This is a genomic window from Sphingobacterium sp. UBA7631 (assembly GCF_002483935.1).
GTDB lineage: Bacteria > Bacteroidota > Bacteroidia > Sphingobacteriales > Sphingobacteriaceae > Sphingobacterium > Sphingobacterium multivorum.
Genome location: NZ_DLIX01000004.1, coordinates 430,218 through 453,001, shown reverse-complemented (window position 1 = coordinate 453,001; position 22,784 = coordinate 430,218). Strand labels below are relative to the sequence as shown.

The 22,784-nt window shown below is 38.5% G+C and carries 24 protein-coding genes; 4 read left to right on the top strand and 20 right to left on the bottom strand.

Annotation, left to right across the window (positions count from 1 at the left end; translation table 11 throughout):
- Positions 1 to 67 precede the first annotated feature (67 nt).
- Positions 68 to 475 carry a hypothetical protein gene (locus B3P16_RS06620; RefSeq protein WP_286841951.1) on the top strand — a complete coding sequence of 136 codons (408 nt, stop codon included), beginning with the start codon at positions 68 to 70 and terminating at the stop codon, positions 473 to 475.
- Positions 476 to 547: 72 nt separating this feature from the next.
- Here B3P16_RS06620 and B3P16_RS06615 read toward each other — a convergent pair whose 3' ends face one another.
- The 6 genes from B3P16_RS06615 to B3P16_RS06590 form a co-directional block, all read right to left on the bottom strand.
- Positions 548 to 1,252 carry a hypothetical protein gene (locus B3P16_RS06615; RefSeq protein WP_286841950.1) on the bottom strand — a complete coding sequence of 235 codons (705 nt, stop codon included), beginning with the start codon at positions 1,250 to 1,252 and terminating at the stop codon, positions 548 to 550.
- A gap of 115 nt (positions 1,253 to 1,367) precedes the next feature.
- Entirely contained in the window at positions 1,368 to 1,979 is a 612-nt protein-coding gene (locus B3P16_RS06610; RefSeq protein ID WP_286841948.1) for a Crp/Fnr family transcriptional regulator, read from the bottom strand.
- A 74-nt stretch (positions 1,980 to 2,053) separates the two neighbouring features.
- On the bottom strand, positions 2,054 to 3,682 hold the full coding sequence (locus B3P16_RS06605) for a hypothetical protein (RefSeq protein ID WP_286841947.1): 1,629 nt from the start codon (positions 3,680 to 3,682) through the stop codon (positions 2,054 to 2,056).
- Between the two features lie 5 nt (positions 3,683 to 3,687).
- Positions 3,688 to 4,758 carry an HlyD family secretion protein gene (locus B3P16_RS06600; RefSeq protein ID WP_286841945.1) on the bottom strand — a complete coding sequence of 357 codons (1,071 nt, stop codon included), beginning with the start codon at positions 4,756 to 4,758 and terminating at the stop codon, positions 3,688 to 3,690.
- 2 nt (positions 4,759 to 4,760) lie between these two features.
- On the bottom strand, positions 4,761 to 5,354 hold the full coding sequence (locus B3P16_RS06595) for a TolC family protein (protein WP_286841943.1): 594 nt from the start codon (positions 5,352 to 5,354) through the stop codon (positions 4,761 to 4,763).
- Between the two features lie 72 nt (positions 5,355 to 5,426).
- Positions 5,427 to 5,984 (bottom strand): TolC family protein, encoded by a 558-nt coding sequence (locus B3P16_RS06590; protein ID WP_286842383.1) that lies wholly within the window; start codon positions 5,982 to 5,984, stop codon positions 5,427 to 5,429.
- Positions 5,985 to 6,337: 353 nt separating this feature from the next.
- Between B3P16_RS06590 and B3P16_RS06585 the strand changes: the two genes are divergently transcribed.
- On the top strand, positions 6,338 to 7,240 hold the full coding sequence (locus B3P16_RS06585) for a helix-turn-helix domain-containing protein (protein ID WP_286841941.1): 903 nt from the start codon (positions 6,338 to 6,340) through the stop codon (positions 7,238 to 7,240).
- A gap of 89 nt (positions 7,241 to 7,329) precedes the next feature.
- On the opposite strand, the gene B3P16_RS06580 is transcribed toward B3P16_RS06585, so the two are convergent.
- The 11 genes from B3P16_RS06580 to B3P16_RS06530 all read right to left on the bottom strand — a co-directional run bounded on the left by B3P16_RS06580 (position 7,330) and on the right by B3P16_RS06530 (position 17,881).
- Positions 7,330 to 8,442 (bottom strand): NAD(P)-dependent alcohol dehydrogenase, encoded by a 1,113-nt coding sequence (locus tag B3P16_RS06580; RefSeq protein ID WP_286841939.1) that lies wholly within the window; start codon positions 8,440 to 8,442, stop codon positions 7,330 to 7,332.
- Positions 8,443 to 8,505: 63 nt separating this feature from the next.
- A complete protein-coding gene (locus tag B3P16_RS06575) occupies positions 8,506 to 9,396 on the bottom strand; it encodes an alpha/beta fold hydrolase (protein WP_286841937.1) in 891 nt (296 codons plus the stop codon).
- A 95-nt stretch (positions 9,397 to 9,491) separates the two neighbouring features.
- A complete protein-coding gene (locus B3P16_RS06570; protein WP_286841935.1) occupies positions 9,492 to 11,060 on the bottom strand; it encodes an ABC transporter permease/substrate-binding protein in 1,569 nt (522 codons plus the stop codon).
- Positions 11,057 to 11,980, bottom strand: a complete 924-nt coding sequence (locus B3P16_RS06565; RefSeq protein ID WP_286841934.1) for an ABC transporter ATP-binding protein — start codon at positions 11,978 to 11,980, stop codon at positions 11,057 to 11,059. Before B3P16_RS06565 ends, B3P16_RS06570 begins: the two co-directional genes overlap by 4 nt.
- A gap of 12 nt (positions 11,981 to 11,992) precedes the next feature.
- Positions 11,993 to 13,171 (bottom strand): ergothioneine biosynthesis protein EgtB, encoded by a 1,179-nt coding sequence (gene egtB, locus B3P16_RS06560; protein ID WP_286841932.1) that lies wholly within the window; start codon positions 13,169 to 13,171, stop codon positions 11,993 to 11,995.
- An 18-nt stretch (positions 13,172 to 13,189) separates the two neighbouring features.
- Entirely contained in the window at positions 13,190 to 14,185 is a 996-nt protein-coding gene (locus B3P16_RS06555; RefSeq protein ID WP_286841930.1) for an L-histidine N(alpha)-methyltransferase, read from the bottom strand.
- 22 nt (positions 14,186 to 14,207) lie between these two features.
- Entirely contained in the window at positions 14,208 to 15,176 is a 969-nt protein-coding gene (locus B3P16_RS06550; RefSeq protein WP_286841928.1) for a zinc-binding alcohol dehydrogenase family protein, read from the bottom strand.
- A 5-nt stretch (positions 15,177 to 15,181) separates the two neighbouring features.
- Complete coding sequence (locus B3P16_RS06545) at positions 15,182 to 15,580, bottom strand: YybH family protein (RefSeq protein WP_286841926.1); 399 nt, start codon at positions 15,578 to 15,580, stop codon at positions 15,182 to 15,184.
- A gap of 33 nt (positions 15,581 to 15,613) precedes the next feature.
- Entirely contained in the window at positions 15,614 to 15,835 is a 222-nt protein-coding gene (locus B3P16_RS06540; RefSeq protein ID WP_286841924.1) for a tautomerase family protein, read from the bottom strand.
- A 247-nt stretch (positions 15,836 to 16,082) separates the two neighbouring features.
- Entirely contained in the window at positions 16,083 to 16,808 is a 726-nt protein-coding gene (locus tag B3P16_RS06535; RefSeq protein WP_286841923.1) for a LytR/AlgR family response regulator transcription factor, read from the bottom strand.
- On the bottom strand, positions 16,805 to 17,881 hold the full coding sequence (locus tag B3P16_RS06530; protein ID WP_286841921.1) for a sensor histidine kinase: 1,077 nt from the start codon (positions 17,879 to 17,881) through the stop codon (positions 16,805 to 16,807). The genes B3P16_RS06535 and B3P16_RS06530 overlap by 4 nt, the downstream gene beginning before the upstream one ends.
- A 248-nt stretch (positions 17,882 to 18,129) precedes the next feature.
- On the opposite strand from B3P16_RS06530, the gene B3P16_RS06525 reads away from it, so the two are divergent.
- Entirely contained in the window at positions 18,130 to 19,146 is a 1,017-nt protein-coding gene (locus tag B3P16_RS06525) for a hypothetical protein (protein ID WP_286841919.1), read from the top strand.
- A 239-nt stretch (positions 19,147 to 19,385) separates the two neighbouring features.
- Positions 19,386 to 20,156, top strand: coding sequence for a sce7726 family protein (locus B3P16_RS06520; protein WP_286841918.1), 771 nt, complete (start codon positions 19,386 to 19,388; stop codon positions 20,154 to 20,156).
- 1 nt (position 20,157) lies between these two features.
- Here B3P16_RS06520 and B3P16_RS06515 read toward each other — a convergent pair whose 3' ends face one another.
- The 3 genes from B3P16_RS06515 to B3P16_RS06505 are packed head-to-tail and all read right to left on the bottom strand — an operon-like array spanning position 20,158 to position 22,713.
- Entirely contained in the window at positions 20,158 to 21,255 is a 1,098-nt protein-coding gene (locus tag B3P16_RS06515) for a beta family protein (protein ID WP_286841917.1), read from the bottom strand.
- 11 nt (positions 21,256 to 21,266) lie between these two features.
- Positions 21,267 to 22,364 carry a HigA family addiction module antitoxin gene (locus B3P16_RS06510; RefSeq protein WP_286841916.1) on the bottom strand — a complete coding sequence of 366 codons (1,098 nt, stop codon included), beginning with the start codon at positions 22,362 to 22,364 and terminating at the stop codon, positions 21,267 to 21,269.
- Positions 22,365 to 22,383: 19 nt separating this feature from the next.
- Positions 22,384 to 22,713, bottom strand: a complete 330-nt coding sequence (locus B3P16_RS06505) for a type II toxin-antitoxin system RelE/ParE family toxin (RefSeq protein ID WP_286841914.1) — start codon at positions 22,711 to 22,713, stop codon at positions 22,384 to 22,386.
- Between the last annotated feature and the right edge of the window lie 71 nt (positions 22,714 to 22,784).

Below are 22,784 nucleotides of genomic sequence, written 5' to 3'. Positions count from 1 at the left end.
TGTAGACATACATAAGATTCCGCAAAGACTGTATCGCAATGTCATTCATTGAAGTAAATTACTAAATATGAAAACCACAATTTTTCTTTTTTTCATTATCGTACTAGTCTCTTGTAGTTACTATACTGGTGAAATGATAGGAACTTACAGCCCTGCTAACTATACAAACACCTATGATACAATTCAGCTAGGGACTAATAATATATATTATCGCCGGGTGTATGATCGGAATAAAAAGCTAGTGCTGAAAACCAAAGGAAAGTGGAAAGTAGATCACGATTTAATAGTGTTTGAACCACCTTATTTTTGGAATTTAGATAGAGATTTAGTGAAGTTTCCTGAGCTTTTAAACGATACAATAAGTAATGGGATTGGATATATAGATGTAAATAGCGGTAGGATAGAATTTTGTGTTGGCCATTATTCTGCTGATATCCCAAATCAAAATTGTTATAAAAGAGTAGCAGATGAATAGCACTAAATGCTTATTTCTTACTTTATTGCCGGTCGGTGTGACTATAATGCCCCCTTCAGAAAAGGTGCGCTATTACTTCCTACTTGTCACTTTCAAATCCCTAAAAAAGCCTTCAGTTCCGATATCCACAAAAAGACCGATTGCTCCAGTTCTATCAGCTCCCATTTTGAGATCATTGACAATAAGGTAGGGCTCTTTCGCATCATTGATAAATAGCTTGGCTGTTTGACCCTTTACCTCTATTTTTAATTTGATCCACTCATTGGGCGCAATAGGTGCATAAGATTCATATTGTCCTGGAGCAGTAGCTCTTGAATCCGTAAATTTAAAATTCGGATAAGAAAAGTATTGAATAGTCCGGTTTCTTCTCAGCTGATCATTGGCGACGCTATTTGTAGGACGTACATAGATACTTTCAAATCGGGAATTATCCTCATTGATCCGAAAGGCGAGACCGATAAAACCTCTGGCATGTGCAGGTGCGTCTGGCAGCAATCGGGATAAAACTTTTACCTCTATCACGCCATCTTTAAAGTCTAAATTATTAACCCTAACATAAGTAGCTTCGTCATCTGCCAGCACTTTTGGCGATTTGGTCACTCTGACCGCTTTTTTACCATCAATGTTTTGGATAGACATAGAGGTCTGAATTGCAGTGAGCCGACTTTCTTCCAGTTTTATTTTTTGTGCAGCTGCCGTATTTAAATTTAGGCCGATAGCTAAAACCATTGCAAAAATAAGGGTATAATTCCCCGTGTAACGCTTAACTTTCTTCATCTTATATTCTGCTATTAGTAACTTCAACAAAGTTAGTCTATTCATTCCTCTATTAGCTATGAACAATTTTAAGAAATACACTTGGACTAGTTTAAGCATCACATATAAATCAACTTTATTCCTTTTTACCCAGGGCCTTTTTTCGGATCTTGCTCAGAAATTCAGAGGTGATGCCCAAATAAGAAGCAATCTGTGTACTCGGAAGTCGATTGAGTAGGTGAGGGTATTGTTTCTGAAAGGCAAAATAGCGTTCATCTGCATTAGAACTTATATTTAAGAGAATCCGGTTTTGGTATTCCATTAGCTTCTGTTCAATGATGATCCTAAAGTTGCGGTCAAATTTATGGTAGTTTGTATATAGATACAAAAGATCTTTGTGTTGTATCTGTAATACAATGGCAGGTTCTATCGCTTCTATATACAACCTACTCGGTTCTTCATTGTAAAAACTTTGAAAATCTGCTATCCAATCACCTTCGGCTGCAAACTGTAGCGTGTGTTCCTTAAAATTCGTGTCTATGGCAAACATCTTAAAGCAGCCTGAGATAACAAAATAGTAGTTGCGGCAAACTTCCCCTTCCTGGAGCAGAAAACCTTTTCGTTTGACTATCCTTTGTGTAAAAAGCCGCTTCACCTCGTCCTGTTCATTTGTGTCGAGAGGAAAAAATTGCTTGAAATTATCAATCAGTATTTGCAGTGGCTCTTCGTTGTGCTGTATGTGTTCCAACTGGATTGTGTTTTAATACTAAATTTACATGTTAATGCTAAATATACTATTTTTGTTTCCATCCAAGTAATTGTCTATCGGTACTTTTTCGAAAGGACGTGACGTAATTTTCTCCAAGGAGGAATTCGGCTGATAAATGGCTTGCCAAAATGAATACCTATCAACAATACGACTACCAAAATCCCTAAAAGGGTCATCAATCCAAATATTTCACGGCCAGCCAATAGTGCTGCCTGCTGATTTAGCTTTGCATATAACGCTTTTCCCGCAATTTTAGCAGCGTCTGCACTCGTATGCCCCATTCCTAACATTTTGGTATAGCTACTCCGATGTAAGTCTGACGCTAGTTGGTTAAATTGGTCAACTTTTGTTGCTAGTTTATTTTGATAATCCAGAGTACGCCAGTATTCTACATAACCTATTATGGAACTAGGTATGAGACTTCCCAGTGCATTCCTTGCCATGGCAAGATAACAGAGAACCTGCGTGAAAATGTGGAGTCCAACATTCTTGGTTACATATTTTCCTACTCCTGCAAACACAAGCATATTTCCGAAACCCCGTAAAAGGTATGGGAGTGCTAAAACTTCTGTATCGGCATAGTTTCCTAACGTAAAAAAAAATAGGAGATAATACACTGTAAGAGCAGTGAAAGCGATCATAAAAAACATTTTGAATGGGCCGTTGATTCGCAAAAACCAGTAGTAACTGAAAAGAGCACCGAGAATGATGCCAAAAACTATCCACCAGTTCAAATTGCCGGAGCTGAGATCATCCATACCCAAAACTCCCGTGGTAAAAGGTCGCAATACACTACCACTTGCACTTAAAAATGGCTGAAGTAAAAGTATAAGCAAAATAGCAATATTGACCGATTTAATCGTAAATACTTCCACTTTGACATACGGCCGTCTAGCAGTGATCATTCGTGAGATCGTCAGAACGAGAAACAAAATCGACGCCCAAAGTGAATATCTTATTTTTTCGGATTGAAACCAGTCTAAAACTTGTCCATAGGTAAAAAGGTAAGTGAGGCTGGAAAACAAACAAGTCCATAGAAAATAACCCAGCCAATCTATACCAAACAATGGTAGTTTTTTTGCAACGCGCGTATGTCGCATAAGAAGTTGTACAAGAAGGATCATCACCGCATGCAAAGCGATCATTATTTTATAAATAGCCTTCCAGTCATAATCATAATTAAGTCCGATTGCCCAAATTCCTGATAACTGGCCGCTCAGTAGGACGATACCTAAGGCTACACTAAAAAATACCCCGTAATCCTTGGAGGGCGTAATAATGAGCTGAATCGAGACCAAAGTTTCAAAAGTTCCCAGCATTTTTGCTGTTCCTAGCATGAACGAGGCTACGGCCAGTATGGGCATGGCGTCTGTTAAGGTCGTGATGTACATCATAACGATAACAACAATTGAACAGCCTATGATAAGTTGCTGAGAGGTAAACCTGAGCTTAAATCGAAACAGCAGCGGATAAACAAAGCATATCCCTACCATGCTCATTTGATAAAGGAAGTTTAGATCTTCCTTTAACATCTGATTTATTCCCGTGATCGTTCCTGTCAATGTCAGGTAAGCTGTGTTTGAAAACTGGAATATAAATGCAAAACAGACAAACAGAATAATCCGTAAATGACGAGGTACAGCGTCTTTAAAAGCAACAATAGCATGTTGTGGAGGAGTCATGGTAATTATATTTTTTGATGCTGAATTTCCACGATTACATTCATGCCAGCTTTCAGCTGCTCCAGAATCGTCGGTTCTGTATCTTTTTCAAAATCTATTCTCACCGGTATTCGCTGTTGAATCTTAACAAAGTTTCCTGTAGCATTGTCAACAGGTACCATAGAATAAACTGAACCCGTTGCTGAAGCGAACGCCTGTACATGTCCCCACAGAATTTTATCTGGGATACCGTCTACCTTGATCTGTACACGGTCACCGATTTTTATTTCAGACACCTGCTTCTCTTTGAAGTTTGCCGTGATCCATCGGTTGTCATTATCTACGATATTGGTTACTTGCTGCCCAGCCTGCACCAGTTGTCCGCTGGTAACCGTACGGCGACCTAAAAATCCATTGCATGGTGCCGTGATGACGGTATAATTTAGGTTCAATTCTGCTATTCGCAACTGAGCCTGTGCCCTTTTAAGAGCCGCAGTGTTGACATCGATTTTGCTGGCCGCTTCCTTCACATTTAAATGATTTCCTGTTCTGCTTCTTTCGAGTGTTTCGAGTTGGGCTTTTAATACCTCATAATCACTTTTTACCTGATCAAACTGCTGTTGCGTAACCGATTCTTTTTGAAGAAGAAAAGTATATCTGTCATAATTTTTCTGCGCATTCCATAATTTGGCTTTTAGCTCAGCGATATGGCCTTCAGAAATATTGACGCTATTTTCAACAGTATTAATATTGGACACAGTTATTTTTTTGCCCGCTTGTGCATCCATTAGCGCAGCTTCGGCAAGTTCCTTTTGCGCTAGATAATCTGTATTATCAATAACAAGTAAGGTGTCACCTTTCTTTACCCACTGAAAATCTTTGAAGTGTACACTTTCAATATATCCGCTGACCCTTACATTTATTGGGGTGAGTAACTGCTGTACCTGTGCGTCGTCCGTATAGAGATCTTTATTGAACCGTATGAAATATTTACAAACATAAAAAATTAGAAATAAGGCGATAATCCCAATTGTAAGGTTGATGACTTTTTTTAGTTTATTTTTTTTATGCAGGATTTGATGATCTGTATTGCTCATGTCTAAAGTTCTCCTAAAGTTTTTAACAGTTGATAATAGGTGTATAAAATTTGCACTTTGGCCTGAGTGATCCGTAGGCTGGCTTCAAGTTTCTGGTTGCTGGCGTCCATGACTTCGGTATTTAGAGCCAACTGTTCGATGTAGTTGTCAGTAATTCGTCTGTAATTTTCATCAGCCAATTCTTGTTGCTTATAGAGTGTTGTCAGTTGGTTGTAGGCTTCTCTACATTTAATAAATTGATTCCTAACATCCCGAGTGATCGTTTCTTCGGTCAGTTCTTTGTCGATGCGACTTATACCTACGTCCTTTGAGGCGATTTCTATTTTCTTTTTTGAAAGATATAGATTGGAAATAGGGAAGGTTAATTTAGCGCCTATCGCGTTGTTATTCGCAAATATATCCTTGGCTGGTATATCAAAAGTGTAAGGTCGCGTAAGCGCGCTGGAGAGAAAAAGTGACAATTCAGGTAGATCTGATGAGCGGGCTAGTTTTAATTTTTTATCCGCCACGGCCATTTTTATTTTAGCTACACGATTGTCCGTATTCTTTTGTAAAGCGCTTTTCTGCAGCCCATCGGTTGTTGTTAAAAAAAGCATCTGACCGATTTTCTCTGGAATTTCGATTTCTGTATCTGGAATAACGACCGTGTTTTCGGGTAAGGATAAAGTTCATACAATATTATTGTTGGCTATCGTAATATGCTCCTTTAAATTGGCCAAGGCGAGCTCAAAAGTTGATACCAATAATTCATTGCGAATTCTATCGCTTTTTAATGCGATACCGGTCTGGTAACGACTATTTATTTTTTCTAATAACTCTTTACCTAGGACAATGTTCTTTTCATACACTTTCTTTTGTTGGTAGAGCTGATATAGATCCAGATAATAACCTGCTATTATAAGTTTTACAGACTGTGAATTCTTTTGAATATTGAGCGCTGCAAGTTCACGCTCTAATTCAGCTATGTTAATATCGGCCGTCAACCGTCCACCGGTATATAAATATACACTGGCTTGCATCGCATAGGAATTCGAAAAATGGGGCATTGGATAAAACCCGGTTGCCATTGTCCCCAATCCCAAAACGCCTACATCCGTTAGATAGCCGGCAGAGGCAGCGAAGCTTGCTGTAGGGAGTCTATTGTTTTTTTTGTCCTGAACTACCGATTCTGCCCGAGAAAGATATGCTTTACTCAACTTTATCTCACGATTTTTTTCCATAGTCATGTCAAATATATTTTCCATTGAAAGCCGGAGAGAATCTTGTTTGGCAAATAGACAATTATACTGTCCTAACAAGCATACCAATAAAAACAACTGTTGAGCCTTAAGCATTATACTCATTTTTGTATCAGATTAATATGCAAAATTCCAAAGTATTTATTTAAATCACCATAGATGAAAGCAATCAAAACATATCTATAAGTAATGTTGTTTTGATAGCTATCAATGGCTGAGTAGTAACCGGGTTTTAATAAAATGCATTTTTTAGCGATTTTGTTCGTAATAAATTTAATTCTCCATCGATTGTAAGACGATGTATTTTTATATATTTATATATATAAGTTATATTTGTTTACATGGAAAATTTATCGATTCATCCATTGAGGGAAATGGAAATTCCAGCCATAATTCAGGGGATGGGTACCGATCAGCAGACCCCCGATCTACTGGTTTATGACTCGTTAAGATATACCTCAGGATTTATTCAGTATAAACCTTTTCGCTCTAGACACTTTTCGGTAATCTTGGTTGCCCGAGGAGTCCTCGAGTTGAACGTCAATCTGTTTGAGTACAAATTAAAAGCTGGAAACGTAATTATCATTCCACCTTTGGCCATCAGGGAGATGAACTGGAAAGAGGGGGAGACGCATTTTATATCGCTTATTTTCACGCCGGATTTTCTGCGGGGTTCTGGGATCTTGGGCAAATATTTTGATATAGCCAATTTTGTAAAGGAAGGTTTGGTGCCATATAGAAAGATAGATGAACAAGATCATCATTTACTTGTTGATCTCATTCGTGTTATTAACAATCTGCTGGAAAGGGATAAATTATATGGAACTGATCTGGAAATTCTGAAAAACTTATGTGGGAAGATCCTTTTAAAAATTCAGCAATATTATGATGATCTGGAGACAGACAAAGATGTATCGTCTACTATCATTTATCGATTTTTAAAGCTTCTGTCCCTGCATTACCTTACTGAGCGGGAGGTAAGATATTATGCTGGACAACTTCATGTGCATGAGAAATACCTCTCGCAGTTGCTCAAAAAAAAGACCGGGAAAACAGCACGTCAGTTTATTATAGATATGGTTATTCTCGAAGCAAAGGTTTTATTGGATAATAGGTCGCTGGCAGTCAAGCAGGTTGCTGACTTACTTAATTTTGAAAATCAGTTTCATTTTAGCCGTTTTTTTAGGCAATACGCTGGCGTATCGCCAACTCTTTATCGAAAAGGTATAAGGGATCAAAAATGAAATATCCTATCGATAAGCTTGGAGAATAGATCTGTATGCTTATCGATAAGATATTTACCGCTTACATTAAAATAAGTACAGAAGGAGTACTATTTTTTGTATTGCCCGATTAATAGGACAGATTTTATTGTTTTTCCCTTTTCAGAATCTTCCACGGCCTTATTAATATCTTCAAAAGCATATGATCTGATCAACCTGTCAAATGGGAATTGTCCATTTTTGTACATTTTGATTAATTTAGGGATAAATTCTTCAGAGACGCTGTCGCCTTGGTTGACGAACTTAATTTTATAACCTTTTGTCAGGAAGATATTTGTTTCCAGTTCCAATGGTTTCGTTGCCACGCCAATAATAGCCATTTCACCTACAGGTGCCATGCTGTTTAGGCTATTATTGATCACCTCACTTCTTCCAGTAGTATCCACGGCAAATTGGGCTCCGTTGGGTAAAATCTCCAGAATCCGTTGGGGCACATTTTCATGGAGCGAATTGATGGTATGCGTTGCTCCTAATTCCTTGGAAAAGGCTAATCGCTCATCGTTGATATCTACAGCAATGATTGTTGTGGCAGAAGATGCTTTGGCTGCCATCACAGCGGAGAGACCTACAGCTCCCGCACCAGAAATGACAATGGAGCTTCCCACCTTAATCTTTAGGGTATTGATGACTGCTCCGGCGCCGGTCTGAATACCACAGCCCAAAGGACCTAGGATCTCCAAGGGAGCATCTTTCGGCACCGATATAACATTGTTTTTGTGCGCTATGGCATACGTCGCAAATGATGATTGCGAAAAGAAATTATCGCTGATATCTTTCCCGTCTTTATCATGGTGGTGATGATGACCGTCTATGTTGGCTCCTGAAAAGTTGCGGTCAAAAAACTCGTAACAATAAGCCGGGTTTCCCGTTCTGCAGATTTCACATTCGCCACAAAAGCCATAGGTCAGGACAACGTGATCACCCACTTTTAAATGATGAACGTCCTGCCCGACTCTTTCAATTACGCCAGCGCCCTCGTGTCCCAATATAACTGGAAAATTGGGTGAACCCATAATAAAGTCTCGGGCCACCATATCGGTGTGGCAGATGCCTGTGGCAACGATTTTAACAAGGACTTCTTCCGCTCCAGGTTCATCCAATGTTACTTTTTGCAATTCAAATTCGCTACCTTTTTCTTTAACTATTGCTGCTGTAATTTCCATGGTTTCAAAATTTTATGATTGACACTCTATTTCAATACATTTATTTCCTTACTTTATCATCTTTTAGTCCGTGTTATTCAAAAATGGTGTGATAGTTGTCCATACTGCTGGGAAATTTGCCAGAAAAGCCGGATGAGGGGCATTGGGTATAATACCAAGTTGCACATTGGGTAGCAGGCGATAAGCGTCTATCACGGTGTTGAGCGGTGCATTTTGGTCCTTTTCACCCGCCAGAAGCAATACAGGACATTTGATTTGATCAAATATATTTTTCCGAATATCTACAGTATTATAATAATTATTAACATTGCTGAACCATTCATCAATTTGCTTTGGTTCAGGTCTGAGCTGTAGCTGTTGCTTCCAATACGCTTCATCAAATGTAAGTGCTGAAGATAGATTCATATCAAATTTTCTAAAACCCTTTTTCCATTCACCTGCTCCGATAGCGACCAGTTTACTTATCTTTTCCGGATAATTTTTGGCAAAGAAATAACCTGTATATGCTCCGTCGCTAAAGCCCAATATTGTTACTTTTTCTTTTGTGATTGATTGAACAACATGCTCAACGTCCCTGGCTTTTTGTTCATAGCTTGGTACCGATGATCCTATCTCAGATTTGCCATGACCACGCGTTGAGATTGCGATCACTTGATAATAGCGGGAAAGGCTATCTATAAATTGTCCCATGTCCAAAGGTGAACCAACAATCCCCCCATGTAGGACCACAAACGGTTTGCCTTTGCCATAGATTTCATAATAGATCTGAGCGCCGTCAGATTTTATATAGTGGCCCGCTGCAGGATTATTTCCGTAAGGAACAGCGGAAACAGGATTGGCGTCCGTTTGCATAAAATACCGTAATTTTTTTATTTCCTGCGCAAAACCGGATAGCGATATTAAAAGAACAGCAAAGGATAATAGTGCTCTAGATTTTAAGATTTTAATATTCATTTACTTATAAAAATTAAATTTCTAAGTCATACAAAATTCCTTATAAAACTTAAATTTTACTCTTGAACAAGTTTAAGAAATGATGTTAATCTTGTTTAAGATTTACCTTCCAGAAAATGTTTGAGATCGGATATTTTCTTGATATTGAGCTCTTCGGATTGCTTTTTACGCATCATCAGTGCATAGGAATTGTTAAACCCGAGCGGTTTTAGCCATTGTATGCCATACGTTTTCTTGAACGCTGTATTTACATAATCGTAAGTTTTTGTTGGGCTTTTCGTTACCTCTTTTATGGTCTGTTCCGTCGGTTTTAACAATACCAAGAGTCCTGTGCCCGTATATTCGGGATAAAAATCTATTGCATCATCCATTAGAGCATCGAAGCAGATCTTGGTTCCACCCAGACCGGTCTTTGTCTCTGCTTTATAGTCCGTCTGGCCTTCTATCAACATGCTGTAAATTTCTGCGAGAATATATTGTTCGCCGAAGATTTTGGAGCCAATGCGCACTGTTCCCGTTTTTAGTTTGCCGGGAGTTTTAAATAAATTATTCTTTACTAGGAAATCTTTGGCTATTTTTTCAGGAGTCTGATTTTGGTAATCCGATCGGTAATTGAGTTCGGTCATTGTGCTGTCGTCTATTTTCCCGGCCAGCAGATTGAGCGTTTCTTCCAGTCCAGCAAATTTTTGCAATGTTTTGGTTTTGATAATGGGAGCGGCGTAATAGGGCGGAAAGATTTTCTTGTCATCATCGATTACATAAAGATCAAAGGCTTTGATTCGACCATCAGTTGAATATCCGCTGATGACATCCAGTTCACCATCGAAAGCCGCCTTGTACATAATCGCATCGTTGACGATTGTTGGGTTGAGATTGATGCCATAGACTGATCGTATGCCAATATCCCCGTCCTGTCTCCCCATAAACTCTGGGGTGAAACCTGCTCTTAACATTTTATGCGAATCTCTAGGCCAGAGATAAATTGCAGTAATGCCCAAAAGAACGGCTGGAATAAAGTAAGTGAGTCTACGCAGTTTCCTTAAGCTGGATTTCTGGATCAGAGCAATAATCTGATCCAGCAGTATGGCTAGCAATGCTGCCGGAATAGCGCCTGCCAGGATCATATTGCTATTATTGAGGGAAATTCCGCCGAAAATAAATTCGCCCAAGCCTCCCGCTGCCACAAATGAGGCTAGTGTAGCTACACCGACGTTTATCACTGCAGCTGTCCTTATGCCGGCAATGATGGTAGTCATTGCCAGAGGAAGCTCGATTTTAAACAGCAATTGGCTTTTGTTCATACCCAAGGCCTTAGCAGCCTCCATTACCGTTGCATCTACCCCCGAGAGTCCAGTATACGTATTTCGGATGATCGGTAGCAGTGCATAGATCAGCAATGCAATGATAGCTGGTTTTGCTCCGATTCCGAAAGCCGGTATCATAAAGCCCAGCAAGGCTATACTGGGGACAGTCTGCAATATTCCAGCTATTCCTAACACGGGATTAGCAAGAGTACGTTTTCTAGCAATGAGTATACCTAAAGGAACACCAATACCTATAGCCAGCAATAACGATAGGAAAGTCAGCCCAAGATGTTGGATGACCTGAGTAAAGAGTTTTTCGTGTTGCTCGACAATAAATTGCCATAGGCTTTGTTGCATCATCTGACTTGTAGTTTTCTATAATCGCTAAATGCTTTTGTTAATTTTTCATAATATTCAGTATGCCTGTTATCAATTCCTAATTTTTGCAGGGCATCCCAGATGCTGGTATTGTCCTGGAAATGCAGTTCTTTTTTTAGTGCCGCGAGTTCCGTTAAAAAAGGGTTTAAATCAGTCAGCATTGTGATTTTGTATTCAAGTAAAAGCCGATTTGCTGCGAAGAACTGCTGTACAAAGTCATTTTTTGGCCGGAAAAGTATTTCTTTCGCAGGTCCTATTTGTACGATTTTCCCTTTATCCATTAAACAGATTCGATGGCCCAATTCAAAGGCTTCCTGTACATCATGAGTAACCAACAGAATAGTTTTACTTTTAATTTCCTCGAGCGATTTAAATTCCGAATGAATATCGGTTTTCGTCAAATTGTCGAGTGCACCAAAAGGTTCGTCCATCAACAGTACGGGAGTGTTGGCAATCAGTGCCCTAGCGATACCCACGCGTTGTTGCTGTCCACCACTCAGTTGATTTGGAAATCTTGCAAGGACATCTTCTTTGAGGTTAAGTTTATTGATCAGTTCCTCTGTTCTGGTCTGTATCCTCTTTTTATCCCATTTTAGCAGTTCTGGGACTACAGCGATATTCTGCCGGATGGTATAATGAGGGAATAAACCGGCATGCTGCATGACGAAACCGATGCCCATGCGGAGGTTTTCTATCTTCGTGCTCCGGATATTTTGACCATCAATGATGATATTGCCCGAGTCGGGTTCGATGAGGCGATTGATCATCTTGAGTGTTGTGGTTTTACCACAGCCACTCGTACCCAACAATACCAATATTTCTTTGTCATTGGCCTTTAACGAGATATCGTCAACGGCGGTTATACCATTAAAACTTTTAGAAACCGATTCTATCGTAATCATAGGTGCGAATTTTTATTTGGCAAGTCTGATCCCTGTAAACTGCGAACGCAGATCGGCGTGAAAAAAATTACGATATGTATTTCGGCTATGCCCATTAGGCGTAGCTACCGAGGCTCCCCTCAATACCATTTGATTAACCATAAATTTTCCATTGTATTCACCCACGGCACCAGCCTCTTTCTTAAACCCGGGGTACGGAAGATAAGCACTTCCTGTCCATTCCCAGCGTTCACCCCAATGAAATTTTTCAGAAGCGATTTCCCATTCCGCTTCGGTAGGCAGTCGCATACCTTTCCATGCAGCGTAAGCAGATGCTTCATAATAATTGATATGGCATACCGGTGCCTCCATGTCAACTTCCTGGAGGCCTGACCAATCATAATTCATCCATTTACCATCTATTAGATGCCAGTATAATGGGGCTTTAGCATTGGCTTTTTTCACCCATTCCCAGCCTTCGGAGTGCCAATATCTAAAATCGGTATAGCCTCCATCCGCTATAAATTGTAAATATTCTCTATTGGTGACAAGGTTATTCGCTATTTCAAAATCATGTAGATACACCCGATGACGTCCCAGTTCATTATCAAAACAGAATCCGCTTTTATTAAATCCTATCTCATATATTCCCTCCATTATTTTAACCATGGTCGGTAGTTGGTTGTTTTGCTCTACAGAAATAGCATTATTGGTATATGGAGGGAAAAGTGGGTTATGCCCCAAGATATATTTGATGTCTGTCAATAATAACTCCTGATGCTGCTGTTCATGATTGAGTCCGAGTTCAATTAGGTTAATTATATTTTCGCTCAAATCGCCATTTTCAATAAAATCCAGCATCTGGCGATCCACATAATCTCTATATCGATATATGTCTGCAACCGATGGACGACTTAGGTTACCTCTGTCGGTACGAATCACTCTTGACCCTACAGTTTCGTAATAGCTATTGAATACAAAATTATATTGCTGATCAAACAGCTGATAGGCCGGGGAGTTTGCTACAAGAATAAAAGTCTCGAAAAACCATGTTGTATGCCCGAGGTGCCATTTTGGGGGGCTTACATCTACGATTGGTTGTACGACATAATCCTCAATTTCAAGGGGTGCACATAGTTGTACTGAATGCATGCGGATATTCTTAAATTTTGATTGCAATTCATTGATGTTCTCAGTCGTATATGTAGTCATTGTTTCTGTCTTAAAAATTTATTGTACTTGCCAAACTGCGTCTACAAACCAGTTTTTCCGGTCGCTTATTCTCCCTATACTACTAAAACCAGCATACCTGGCTAGTTGTTCGATTTCAGCTATAGAAAATTTCTGTGACACCTCCATATAAGTAAGTTCATTTTCGCGGAAATGGAATGTTTGGCCTGCAAGTGAGACCTTTTGATCTATTTGACTGACCAGGTAACTTCTGCATGCTCCACTGATCGGATCATAGTGTTGATAATGCTGGAATTTGTTCAAGTCGAAATCCGCACCCAGTTCGTTGTTGATCCGGTTCAGAAGATTGAGGTTAAAAGCTGCGGTGATACCCGTTTGATCATTATAGGCATTTAGGATCGTAGCTGGATTTTTTCGTAGATCAAATCCAACAACAAGCACATCTCCTGTATTCAGCTTGCTATTGAGCTGCTTGCAGAACTCATCGGCCTCCTCTAGTTCCATATTGCCAATGTTACTTCCCAGAAAGAGGACAATTTTTCTACGTGTTGAAAGGGTACTAGCTTTATCGAGCATCTCAAAATATTCTCCTTCCAAGGGTAAGATATCTAAGCCGGGTATTCCCATACGGAGATTTTGCTTGAGTACAGAAATGATATTGCCTGAAATATCGATGGGCATATAAGTAAAATCCATACCCTGATCTACGAGATATTTAAGAAGAAAGCTGGATTTCATGGCGTCACCTGCTCCCAGTTCGATGAGATCGAAGGGCTGATCCGAACCTGCCGTTACGATATTGGCCAACTCCCTAGTTTTATTGGAGAAAATATCCAGTTCGCAGCCTGTCAGATAATATTCCGGCATTGACATAATGCGTTGAAACAGTTTGTCTCCGTTGCTGTCGTAAAAATACTTTGAAGACAGTTTTTTGGGATAGTGGCTCAGACCATTGACGACATCGCAATAAAATTTCTCTTGCACCTGATTTTCTGCGAGTATTGTGCTTGTTTGTACAGCTAAGTTTAACTCCATAGATTCACATTATATTTAAGGTTTAGGTTAGCACGACTATTTTTCCACCGCCTGCATTGCTCTCCATGTAGCGGTGAGCTTCCACCAGCTGATCCAGCCTAAATGTATGCTTGATTATAGGGGAGATCTTTCCGTGTTCGATGTTATCTACAAATTGTTGAAAATACTTGCTTTCCACACGTAGCTGACCACTATCGTAGCTGGTCAGCTTGACCGTTGGGGGGATATATTCCATTGGTGCAAAGTCGGCAATTGACCATTGTTCGGATAGCATTCCTGTCATGCATACCGTACCTCCTGGACGAACACATTGCAGAGAGTCTTTTAATGTAGATGTTCCAACCAGTTCCAGCACTTTATCAATAATGAGGTTTTCTTTATGAATTTTTTCAGTTAGGTTTCCATCATCGATCAGTACCCGATCCACACCCTTTTCTAGCAGAAATCTTTCTTTTTCTACGGTACGTGTCGTAGATATTACTTTCAGCCTATTTGTTTTCGCCATCTGAGCGGCGAGTAAGCCAACTGAAGATGTGCCACCACGGATGAGTAGTGTTTCACCGCTTGCAATGCCAAGGGCGAGATGCAGTGAGCCGTAGCAGGTTTGGAACATCTCAGGGAGCGCACCTAAGATTTCCCAAGAAAGGTCACTTTCAAAAGGCATGAGAATCGTTACTGGTAGAAGTGCATATTCCGCATAGCTGCCATCAAAATCACGACCCATTCCACCCATAAAAGCAGCAACTTTTTGGCCTTTAAGTAACGTTCCACTGGGATCAATTTCCACTTCGCCTACACATTCAATTCCAAGTACGCGAGGAAATACAACATCGGGTGAAAGCCCTTTCCTGGTCATGATTTCAGAGCGGTTGAGACCAAAAGCTCTGACTTTGACCAGTACTTGCCCCTCGGAAGGTGTTGGAATAGGTTTCTCTGACATACAGAGATACTCTGGATCACCAGGGCGGTAGAGTATGAATGCTTTCATCATTTATTCTAACTCGCTATGGTCGATAAATTATTAAACATATAGCGAAAGATCTTCCACTGACCAGCCTCTTTACGGAAGACGAAAAAATCCTGGCTTTTCTTTTCTGAAACGATATCCGATACGACATCTTTTGTCGATGTGCTGGCTGCGGCAGCGACAAAAGCGTAGTCTGTATCAATACTGATGTTTTCAATAGCATAGGTAATATTGAATTCTTTTCTTTCAAAAAAATTACCTGATCTCTTGAATAAAAGCTGTGCTTTGGCAAGTGTTTTAAATCCTTCAGGCATAAATAATCCATCTTCGGTATAGAAGGAAGAGATCATATCCGTCCTTGCAGTATTAATGGAGTTAGCGTATTCCTGGAGTATGCTAGTAATTTCCTTTTCTGCTAAATTTCCCATAACATTTTTGTGTTTAGAATTTCTTATTAATGATTAATAGCCCGGTTTTTTATAAAGCTTATCCAAGTTGGGCTTTATCTCTGTTTCATAGACCTGCTCCATCCATTGTTCTTGGGGTACATCTTTTATATCAACAGATATATACTCTTGGGGCTTTTCGGCATGTTGCTGAACAACCTTGGTGATTTCCTGGGCAATTATTGATTTCTGTTCCTCAGAAACACCCGGATACAATTTTACGACGATGTGTGGCATTTTTTTTGATTAAAAGTTGAAAAAAATTGATAGCTAATTCATCATATGGGAGCTGTTATCTGAACAACATCATCAGATGATGTACAAATTTGCGGACAAATAGTTTGTTATAGGAATAAACAAGTTTAAGAACTACTCTTAAACTTGTTTAAGACTGAGGAGTATATGGAAGGGGGCAGTAAGGGGGGCAGGTCAGCTAAAGAGCAATCAGGGGAGATCATAATGATCGAAGAGATATAGCCCCATGCTACATATCTGGGTTCAATGTTCCGCCGGCATATATTTTGAAGAATTCCTTTTTGTAAACATCGCCCAAGGGAATTTCGTTTTCCCCCATATAAATGGTATGGTGATCAAATGAATCTATCAGATTGATATTAACGACATAGGACTTACTGACCCTTAAAAATAATTCGGGCGGTAGCTTCTGGTAAATCGTCTTTAGATTCATGGCCGTTATAAGCTTTTGGTTCTTGGCATGTATCACGACATAATCTTTCAGCCCTTCGATATAGCGGATATTGACAAAGTTTATTCTAAAAAAACGACGTTCAGCTTTGATGATAAGATAATCTTTTGTATTTCCTGCTAAAGTACTTTTCTCATTATTTTCTGATAAGAGTTTATGATACAGTTTAGCCTTATTGATTGCTTTCTCCAGTCGGATCTTATCAATTGGTTTCAATAAATAGTCGATCGCATCGAGCTCGTAGCTATCCAGTGCGTATTTTGGGTAAGCTGTAGTAAAAATCAGAAGTATATCTTTGGAGAGTTGGGCGGCAAATTCAAGGCCGGTTACCATGGGCATCTCAATATCCAGAAAAATGATATCCACCTGTTCTGTTTCTAAAAATTTGAGCGCCGCGGGTGCATTTGAAAACATACCTAAAATTTCCAGGTCAGATACATCATTTATCAAAGCGCGCATTTCCTGCCTTGCCAGGGGTTCATCATCAATTATAATACAGTTCATAATGGGAGTACTAATTTGATTTCATATTTTGTTTTTGTCGACACGATGTCGAGTGAATACTCGCCACCATATAACAATTCGAGCCGACGTTTTATATTGACCAGCCCCAGACCATTACTTTTCCCCATAGTCGAAAGTTTAAAATTGGGATCTATTGAATTGACACAGTGAAAGTAAAGGATATTATCCCTGATCAGGATAGTTACCCGGACGAAAGATTCCTCATCATTGATATCTACACTATGTTTCACTGCATTTTCGACAAAGGTCGTGAAAAGATTTGGCGGAATAAAAATGCTCCCTATCGTCTGGTTATCGCTCTGACTATCGATTTCAACGCGGAGGTTTTCCCTTCTGAGTTTTTCGAGGTCCAAAAAATTGGTCAAAAAGTTAATTTCTGATTTTAGCAGCGTGTATTCGTCATTATTTTCATAGAGTTGATATCTCAAAAACTCCGATAGCTTCATGATCACCAGTCCTGCTTTGTCGGGATCTATACGTACCAGAGATTTGATACCATTGAGCATATTAAAGAGGAAATGTGGGTTAATCTGATTCCTCAGTTCATTCAGTTCCATGTTGAACGCAATGCTGTTTAATTCAGCTATCCGTTGGCTGTCTTTCATCCAGCGCTGAAAGAGTTTGATCATGGTCGTCACCAGTAGGATAGGGATCAATATGATAATGGATTCATAAAACCTTCTTCCGTACGTATCCATTTGAGTAGCTGCTATATTCTTGGGGAATAATATATTTAAAATATAAGAGATCAAATTTAAAGAAAGTACGACCAATAGGATGACCAGTATAAAATAGATGACATAACGTCCTTTGAAGAAAAACAAAGGCACAAGTAGATTGATATTGATATAAAACATCAAAATCAATGGGACATATACTACAAGGAGTTTTAAGTATCTGACAGAACCATTGTATTCTGTTACTTCTTTGGAGTAGGCAAGCATAGCGAGTATTCCGAGCAAGAGCACTACGTGCCGCCATAGCCTATACTTGTCTTCGGTGACAAAGCGGATAACTTTTATATCCTGTACCTCCATTGCATTGTATCCCATGATTCAAATTAAGCGAAATGTTAAACAAATATAAGCGATGCGTGTAGCCTATACACTGTAATTTATACAAACCCTACCTCATTTTTATACTAAATCAATTGGCGGAGCTATTTAGTATAAAATGTAAGTCTGTTTGTATAAAATTAAAAAATAAGCTTTTTTCTAATCCTTTCTTTGTCCTGTTCATTCCATATGCTGATGTGCTCCCTTCACATATGCGATACGTACTTTAAACGAGATATATTGAAATGATAAAAAAACTAGTGTTGGTCCTGATGGTTATCTTCCAAACTGTTCAGGCATTTTCCCAAGATAAAGAAAGCGGTGTCAAAAGTATAAAAGACAGTACAACAGTACCGAGGCGTGTGGTTGCCTATGCCGCGGATAAATTCACGATAGTGCGACCACTAAACATTGAGTTTTCCAATGCTTCCCCATATAATTTCACTTCTAAGCGAGGCGGCTCCAATTTGCGGGAAAGCAGAGTCAGTAATTTTACGCAGCCCAAGGTCAGTGCCAGTTTTAATTTTATCAAAAAGAAGACCTGGCTACTCGGAGCTACTGCGGGGTACAGATATACCAGTGCCGAGGCCAATATGATCGATCCCTTTACAGGCAATATGACCGTGCTCGACCAAAAATTCCATTATCTATTTTCTGCTGTCAACTTTACTTATTTCTCAAAGCTATTTGGCAAAAGAACGATCTATTCCTCCAGCCTTATCGCCGATGGTAGTGAGAAGCACGTTGAGCGTGTCAAGGGATTACTTACAGGCGTTATGGTGCTCAAGGCCACCGAACGTACAAAAATGACAGTTGGCTTAGCTGTTAACATTGATCCGACCACGCAGATTCCGGTCATCCCTGTATTTACCTATGAGCATAAATTTAATAATGGACTAATTGCAGACATTACCCTTCCTAAGAGTATCTATCTCAGGAAATATATGTTCAATAATACTGGACGGCTTTCTTTAGGTACCGAAATGGATCAAACGACATTTTATTTGTACGATATAGATGGTACCGATCAGCGATATCAATATCGGCAATTGGATATTAATAGTGGGGTGATCTATGAACATGCCATTGGCGATTTTGTGGTTACAGGCAAGACAGGGATTAAAATGACCCCATCAGGACGGTTATTCAGAAAAGAAGATTCCTTTAACGATGCGGTATTTGAGACCAAGCCAGATCCAACTTTTTATTTTAATGTTGGTGTTTCTTTCAATCCGTTCACTGTACTGAAAAAGAAAAAATGAGGTGTCCGGAAAATTTTTATTTCTGTGGCTTAAATATTAAATTAGCCAAGATAAACTGAAATTGGATTGAAAGATTTTCCTCTCCTTTTGCTGTAATTTTCCCAACTTTTTATGTAAGTTTGTCCAGCTAGGCCCGCGTAAGTTATTAGAAAAAATCAAACTATTTTTGTGTTTCAGATTAAAATATGAAGGCCTATATTTTGTTAATAGGTCAAAAATAATCTTTAAAAGTTTTCTAGATGAATCAAGTTTGCGAATTGAATATAGATTCCAAGATTGTTAAAGAAATAGCAAAAGCTTATAGTACATTGGACTATGTACCGAAGTTGCGAAATCTTTTGAATCTTGTTTATCCAGAAAAGAAAACGAACAAATTTTGTAAACTCGATTTGCATAAAGAGATTAACAATCTTTTGTTGAATAGTTATGAAGGAGAGCCTATTTTAAAGTACAAGTTATTTAAAGCTTTTGTTAATAGGGATGTCGTAGCGGCTTATGAGATCAAGGTTAAAAATAGCCGAGTAGATTTTCTTACTGTAGATGATGCCACGACGAGTTTTGAGATCAAATCAAGCCTCGATAATTTAAACAAGCTTTCAAAACAATCTAGCGATTACTTAAGTGCGTTTGACTTTAATAACATAGTTATTCATGAACGGCATTTGGTTAAATGTTTAGAAATTGTACCGAAAAGTTTTGGGATTATTACAGTACATCAAAATGGGTACGAAATCGTCCGTAAACCTACCTTCAATAAAAGTACAGATCCATTTGAACAGTTGAATCTGTTAACGAAAAAAGAGTTGTTGAAGAATTTCGGTATGATAGAGACCGATGATATTTTGAAAAAGCTTGACAATATTGAAATTAATAAAATATTCAAGTTAGCACTCAAAGAACGTTACAAAACGCGGTGGGATTTTATTGTCAAGAATTCTGCCGACATCCTTCCAATAGATCTCCAGTTTTTCTTCAAGACAAATGTAGAGCCAGCTCTTATCTATAATTAGGCTAAAGAATTCCAGCCTCTATTTTGCGTTTGATACAGTGGAGATAATGTAGCATCGATATTCGTTTAAACTTTGGTTGGCTTTTAGATGGTTCAATGCCGCTTACCATATCATTTATCAATTTCCATCCTTGATTTCCACTGTCGAGAAATTGTATTGTAGAATTTTGCATTCTGGTTGTCGCGTCTGATTTTAATACGTCTGGAATTATTATGTCGAGAAAGTCTTCAAGTTTAGGTTTGTCTCTTTTCAGTCCCTTATAACCATAATAAGAGTTTTCTATAGCATCATAATAAATAAAACCAGGGCTGACCACACCGCCTTTTGTTAATAGATCCTTCTTTATTCCCGCATAGTCAGCGAACCCATTTCCTCCCCATAATCTGAAGTTTAATTGTAATGAGTTGTCAGACTTTTCAATTCTATTACCATGATCTAATCCTGAATTAGTTGTTTGGTGGTGTATCGCACTGTTTATAAATATAATGTTGCACAAATCAAACGTCTTAGCATAATCGAACATAAAGTTTACTGTATCTAAATCTTCATCGTTTGATAAACAGTATTCTTCAAGATCAATGAATAAATAATCAGTTGATCTTGCTACTTTGGCAATTTGTTGAATATCGTTATTGAAAGTAAGAATAGATGTTCTAAATGCTAGATCAATGAAGTCAGGTCTAAGATCATTTTCTTGTAGAATGATGGAGTTTGGTTCTCCAGTTCTTTGTGAAAATGTTGTTATCACAGGAATTATTTTACTACGTAAGGCTTTCAAACCTAATAAGTGTGATGTTCTTGATTCTCTTTTTCCCACAACAGAATTTAGAAAAACTAAAGCTTCTTTATCCATTCTAGAGAGTACTTTCAAATGAACCGGTAGATCAATAAAGACTCTATCACTTTTTATTTCTTTAAGAAAAGGTAGAAAGGCTTCATGAAACTCAGGTTCAGCTTTTTTCTTTGAAGTATGCTTTCGTTCGAGTTTCTTAAATATTTCGATATATGGATATATCTTATCCCCAAAATCGAAGCTTGACAGAACTTTTTTCTCTTCTTGACGATATCTAAATATTGGTGTATAAATAGGTGTCCCCATGGCTAATGACTTTAATATTTTATGAAATAATCTAGATTGATTTTTACTTTCAAATTTCCTCCAAAATGAAATGGTACCCTGTTTAAATTTTGAAGACGTCCTAATACAATTGCAGGATGGGTATTATATTTTCTTGCTACTTTTCTAATTGCGCCTTCTGTAATAGTATCTTCAATGTCTTCTAAAAAGGAATCAGGGAGGAGCCAGTCTCTAGCAAAATCATTAGCTTCTTGTTCTTTATCTTTATCATTCGCTACCTCCTCAAACTCTTCAATAAAAACGTCCTTTTTACCATGTAACAAAATATGCCCAGCCTCATGATAGAAAGTAAACCAAAAATGATCATTGGTCTTATAGCGATCCGTTATCTGAATTATGGGAGTGCCGGCAATCCATCTTGTTGCACCACTGATAGGCGCCTTTGAAAGACTCTTCGAATAAATGACTGCGACTCCAACCTCATTACATTTTTTTTCTAATTGTTCTGCAAAATCTTCTGGTTGCTGTTCAACAAGAATTTTAATGTCCAACAAAACAGATTTAAAAGCATCTTTATTGTAACTTGGTAGTTCTAATTTACGTAGTCTCAATTCCCCAATCCGTAGCCACGCAGCCATATTACTTAAGAGAGAGTTCAACTTATTGCTCATTCTAAAATCTGTTCCAACATAATTATCAATATAGACATGCCGCCATTGAATAGGCGAGGCTACACCATAAAATCTTAAACATTCTTCGGCTAATTCACTGTTAGGCTTTTTGGAAGATAAAAATCCCAAATCATTTAATTCTTTAAGAGGTTGTTCTTTGACCCAATCAATACATTGTTCCAAGAACTCCTCTTGCTCTATTCGGGCCAATTTTTCACGATAATTAGCTTCCCTGTTTAACCAAAACTGAGTATCAATACCTAATACTTTTTCAAGTTGAAGTGCAGTGTTTACTGTAATAGGTGCCTTGCCTGAAATTAAATCATTTACCTTTCCTGGTGTTTTGCCAATCCTCTCAGCGAATTCTGCTTGCGTCATTTTTAGAAATTCCAATGTTTCTAAAATTGTATCACCAGGTTTTGATAGTAATTCTCTCTCTATTTCTAAGTTCTTGCTCATATCTATATTTCAATTAGAATTAATGATAGTCTGTCGTGTCAATAATTCGAATGTCGGTCACTCTTATTCTATCTATCTCACCTGTTGGGGTGAGCGGAATTGGATCGTTGTCTATTTCAAAAATCAACCGGTGATTAGGAGAAATATTTACAGCCCATTCACCATCTCGATTTCCGGAAAGCGCATGACAGTTGGCAGCTTGTATTTGCATGAGGACATTGAGGTTGGGTGATGCCTCAATATCATCTAATCGTGCTTGTACCTTTTTTGCCATGGTACCAAATGCTTTCTTGATCTCAGCCGCCGATGAAAATTTTTTTTTAATTTTATTAGAATAAGTGATCTTCATTCTTTAATATTTTTATTACCTAAAAAAGGTAATAATTTATACAAATATAAATAAGATTTTATAAACTCAAA

What these genes read in the sequence shown, in the direction of transcription:
- B3P16_RS06510 (WP_286841916.1), bottom strand. Translation starts at nt 22,364, where the DNA reads ATGAGCAAGAACTTAGAAATAGAGAGAGAATTACTATCAAAACCTGGT.
- B3P16_RS06595 (WP_286841943.1), bottom strand. Translation starts at nt 5,354, where the DNA reads ATGCTTTTTTTAACAACAACCGATGGGCTGCAGAAAAGCGCTTTACAA.
- B3P16_RS06555 (WP_286841930.1), bottom strand. Translation starts at nt 14,185, where the DNA reads ATGGAGTTAAACTTAGCTGTACAAACAAGCACAATACTCGCAGAAAAT.
- B3P16_RS06590 (WP_286842383.1), bottom strand. Translation starts at nt 5,984, where the DNA reads ATGACTATGGAAAAAAATCGTGAGATAAAGTTGAGTAAAGCATATCTT.
- B3P16_RS06565 (WP_286841934.1), bottom strand. Translation starts at nt 11,980, where the DNA reads ATGATTACGATAGAATCGGTTTCTAAAAGTTTTAATGGTATAACCGCC.
- B3P16_RS06550 (WP_286841928.1), bottom strand. Translation starts at nt 15,176, where the DNA reads ATGATGAAAGCATTCATACTCTACCGCCCTGGTGATCCAGAGTATCTC.
- egtB (WP_286841932.1), bottom strand. Translation starts at nt 13,171, where the DNA reads ATGACTACATATACGACTGAGAACATCAATGAATTGCAATCAAAATTT.
- B3P16_RS06530 (WP_286841921.1), bottom strand. Translation starts at nt 17,881, where the DNA reads ATGGGATACAATGCAATGGAGGTACAGGATATAAAAGTTATCCGCTTT.
- B3P16_RS06605 (WP_286841947.1), bottom strand. Translation starts at nt 3,682, where the DNA reads ATGACTCCTCCACAACATGCTATTGTTGCTTTTAAAGACGCTGTACCT.
- B3P16_RS06520 (WP_286841918.1), top strand. Translation starts at nt 19,386, where the DNA reads ATGAATCAAGTTTGCGAATTGAATATAGATTCCAAGATTGTTAAAGAA.
- B3P16_RS06585 (WP_286841941.1), top strand. Translation starts at nt 6,338, where the DNA reads ATGGAAAATTTATCGATTCATCCATTGAGGGAAATGGAAATTCCAGCC.
- B3P16_RS06540 (WP_286841924.1), bottom strand. Translation starts at nt 15,835, where the DNA reads ATGCCACACATCGTCGTAAAATTGTATCCGGGTGTTTCTGAGGAACAG.
- B3P16_RS06515 (WP_286841917.1), bottom strand. Translation starts at nt 21,255, where the DNA reads ATGGGGACACCTATTTATACACCAATATTTAGATATCGTCAAGAAGAG.
- B3P16_RS06535 (WP_286841923.1), bottom strand. Translation starts at nt 16,808, where the DNA reads ATGAACTGTATTATAATTGATGATGAACCCCTGGCAAGGCAGGAAATG.
- B3P16_RS06575 (WP_286841937.1), bottom strand. Translation starts at nt 9,396, where the DNA reads ATGAATATTAAAATCTTAAAATCTAGAGCACTATTATCCTTTGCTGTT.
- B3P16_RS06615 (WP_286841950.1), bottom strand. Translation starts at nt 1,252, where the DNA reads ATGAAGAAAGTTAAGCGTTACACGGGGAATTATACCCTTATTTTTGCA.
- B3P16_RS06525 (WP_286841919.1), top strand. Translation starts at nt 18,130, where the DNA reads ATGATAAAAAAACTAGTGTTGGTCCTGATGGTTATCTTCCAAACTGTT.
- B3P16_RS06505 (WP_286841914.1), bottom strand. Translation starts at nt 22,713, where the DNA reads ATGAAGATCACTTATTCTAATAAAATTAAAAAAAAATTTTCATCGGCG.
- B3P16_RS06545 (WP_286841926.1), bottom strand. Translation starts at nt 15,580, where the DNA reads ATGGGAAATTTAGCAGAAAAGGAAATTACTAGCATACTCCAGGAATAC.
- B3P16_RS06600 (WP_286841945.1), bottom strand. Translation starts at nt 4,758, where the DNA reads ATGAGCAATACAGATCATCAAATCCTGCATAAAAAAAATAAACTAAAA.
- B3P16_RS06620 (WP_286841951.1), top strand. Translation starts at nt 68, where the DNA reads ATGAAAACCACAATTTTTCTTTTTTTCATTATCGTACTAGTCTCTTGT.
- B3P16_RS06580 (WP_286841939.1), bottom strand. Translation starts at nt 8,442, where the DNA reads ATGGAAATTACAGCAGCAATAGTTAAAGAAAAAGGTAGCGAATTTGAA.
- B3P16_RS06570 (WP_286841935.1), bottom strand. Translation starts at nt 11,060, where the DNA reads ATGATGCAACAAAGCCTATGGCAATTTATTGTCGAGCAACACGAAAAA.